We start from the raw sequence: 2,724 nt of genomic DNA, 5'->3' as shown, positions 1-2,724 counted from the left end.
CGGCTGACGGGGCCCCGGAAGCCGGCGCACGAGGAGGGCCCGACCCCGCTGGTCGCGGGATCGGGCCCTTCGTCTCAGTCGAGTTCGGCCGACGCGTGCTCGACCGAAACATGCTCGGCTACGGAGTGGTCACTCCTGGCGACGGTGGTTGCCGCGCGGACCGGACTCGACGCCGGCCTTGACGGCCTCGCACAGCCCCTGGTCGACGGCCGCCCAGTAGGCGTACACGCGCTCGAGGAGCTCGGTCTCCGAGGGGTCGATCTTGCTCACGTGACCGGCGATGTTGGACGCCAGACGCTCGCGGGCCGCGTCGTCGAGGACCTCCCGGTAGAGCGTCGTGGCCTGCGCCTGGTCGGTGTCGTCGGAGTGCGGCGAGACGTCCCCGCGGTAGATCTCCGAGCCCTTGGTGTCCCAGTCACCGAAGTCGAACGCCTTGGCCGGGTCCGCGACCGGGCCGTCGAGGGTGTTGGGGGCGTACTCGGCCTGCGCCGGGTGCGGGAACTCGTACTGCATGGCGCCCTCCTTGGAGTAGGAGTTCACCGGCGAGAGCGGTCGGTTGACCGGCACCTGCTGGTAGTTGGCGCCGATGCGGTAGCGCTGGATGTCCGGGTACGCGAAGACACGGCCGAGGAGCATCTTGTCGGGCGAGAAGCCGATGCCCTTGACGATGTTGGTCGGCGCGAACGCCGCCTGCTCAATCTGGGCGTGGTGGTTCTGCGGGTTCCGGTTCAGCGTCATGGTGCCGACCTTGCGCAGCGGGTAGTCCTTCTGCGACCAGACCTTGGTGAGGTCGAACGGGTTGAAGCGGTAGGTCTCCGCCTCGTCGAAGGGCATCACCTGGACGTGCAGGTCCCACGACGGGAACTCGCCCTTGGCGATGGACTCGTAGAGGTCCTGACGGTGGTAGTCGGCGTTCTCACCGGCGAGCTTGTCGGCCTCGTCCTGGGTGAGGAAGTCGATGCCCTGGTTGGTCTTGAAGTGGAACTTGACCCAGTGGCGCACGCCCTCGGCGTTGATGAACTGGTAGGTGTGCGAGCCGAACCCGTCCATGTTGCGCCAGGTGGCCGGGATGCCGCGGTCGCCCATGAGCCAGGTGACCTGGTGGGTCGACTCGGGGCTCAGGGTCCAGAAGTCCCACTGCATGGCGTGGTTGCGCAGGCCGGAGGCGTTCTTGCGGCGCTGCGAGTGGATGAAGTCCGGGAACTTGAGGGCGTCGCGGACGAAGAAGACCGGCGTGTTGTTGCCGACCATGTCGTAGTTGCCCTCGTCGGTGTAGAACTTCAGCGCGAAGCCGCGCGGGTCACGCCAGGTGTCGGGGCTGCCCTTCTCGCCGGCGACGGTGGAGAAGCGGGCGAGCATGGGGGTCGTGACGCCCTGCTGGAACAGGCCTGCGCAGGTGATGTCCGAGACGTCCTCGGTGGTGACGAACTCGCCGAAGGCGCCCGAGCCCTTGGCGTGGGGCAGACGCTCCGGGACGTTCTCGCGGTTGAAGTGGGCGAGCTTCTCGATGAGGTAGAAGTCGTGGATCGGCTGCGGACCCAGCTCGCCCAACCGGGCGCTGAACTCGTCGCTCGGTACCGGCTGGCCACTGTCGGTGGTGGTGGCGGACTTGGGCTGGAAGTCGCGTACGCCGCGGTCGGCGGGATGCGTGGTCACGTCTGGTGCTCCTCGTTGTGGTGGGGTGATGGGCGATGTGGTCTGGGTCTCAGTCTTAACCGAGCCGGGCACGGCCCGCCTGACATTCGGGACATGTGCCCCAGTAGTTGACCTCGGCCTCGTCGATCAGGAAGCCGTGATCGTGGTCCGCCTGCAGGCAGGGCGCATGCCCCACCGCGCATTCGACATCCTCGATCCGGCCGCACTGCCGGCACACGAGGTGGTGGTGGTTGTCCCCCGTGCGGCGTTCGTACCGGGCCGGCGAGCCGGCCGGTTCGATGCGCCGCATGAGTCCGACGTCGGTGCACACACGCAGCGCGTCGTAGACGGTCTGCGTGGACACCGCGCCCAGCCGCTCCCGGACCAGTACCGCGACGTCCTCCGCCGCGATGTGGGGACGACTGTCGACGACGGCGAGGACCGCCAACCGGGGAGAGGTGACCCTCAACCCGGCTGTCCGGAGCAGCGCTCCCGGATCCTCCATCTGCATCGTCATGGGCCTTACCCTAGCCGACTTTCTGGAACTGGTCCAGAAAAGGACTGGTTCCGCTTTGGTAACGATGTCGGCTGCGCATCTGCTGCTCCCCCGGACGCCGTCGTACCCGCCGACTAGGCTGATCCGCGACGCCGAACCCGCAGGAGGACGCCATGACAGAGACCGCCACCGGACCGGTCGTATGCGGTTACGACGGTTCGCGGGACGCCCGCCGGGCCGTGGCCTGGGCCGCGAACTGGGCACGCGACCACGACGCGGGGCTCGAGGTGATCTCGGCCGACCGCGCCGTCGGACGCGTGGTGGCCTTCGACGAGACCGCCCGCGCCAACGTCGAGGGAGCCATGCGGGACCAGCTCACCGACCTCGTCGGACAGGTCCCGGCGACCTACCGCGTGGTCGCCGACAGCCCCGTCGGCGCGCTCGTCGAGACCACCGGATACGCCTCGGCGATCGTCGTGGGCAGCCGCGGACTCACCGCCCGCGAGGACTTCGCCATGGGGTCCACTTCCGCCGGGGTGGTCGAACACGCGAGATGCCCCGTCCTCGTGATCACCCCGCGCACACCGGAGGGC

Annotated in this window: 3 protein-coding genes; 1 reads left to right on the top strand and 2 read right to left on the bottom strand. The window is 68.6% G+C overall.

From position 1 onward, the window contains the following. Positions 1–129: 129 nt before the first annotated feature. Both G6021_RS09620 and G6021_RS09615 read right to left on the bottom strand, forming a co-directional pair. A complete protein-coding gene (locus tag G6021_RS09620; protein ID WP_179524388.1) occupies positions 130–1,656 on the bottom strand; it encodes a catalase in 1,527 nt (508 codons plus the stop codon). A 55-nt stretch (positions 1,657–1,711) separates the two neighbouring features. Continuing rightward, positions 1,712–2,146, bottom strand: a complete 435-nt coding sequence (locus tag G6021_RS09615; RefSeq protein WP_182609530.1) for a Fur family transcriptional regulator — start codon at positions 2,144–2,146, stop codon at positions 1,712–1,714. Positions 2,147–2,304: 158 nt separating this feature from the next. Between G6021_RS09615 and G6021_RS09610 the strand changes: the two genes are divergently transcribed. Continuing rightward, positions 2,305–2,724: universal stress protein (locus G6021_RS09610; RefSeq protein ID WP_182641164.1), on the top strand; the 420-nt coding region annotated here is incomplete at its 3' end.

This window comes from Dietzia sp. CW19, assembly GCF_014145265.1.
In the GTDB taxonomy this organism is placed as follows: domain Bacteria; phylum Actinomycetota; class Actinomycetes; order Mycobacteriales; family Mycobacteriaceae; genus Dietzia; species Dietzia natronolimnaea.
The sequence above is the reverse complement of the archived record's forward strand: the minus strand, read 5'-3'. Positions and strand labels throughout refer to the sequence as shown.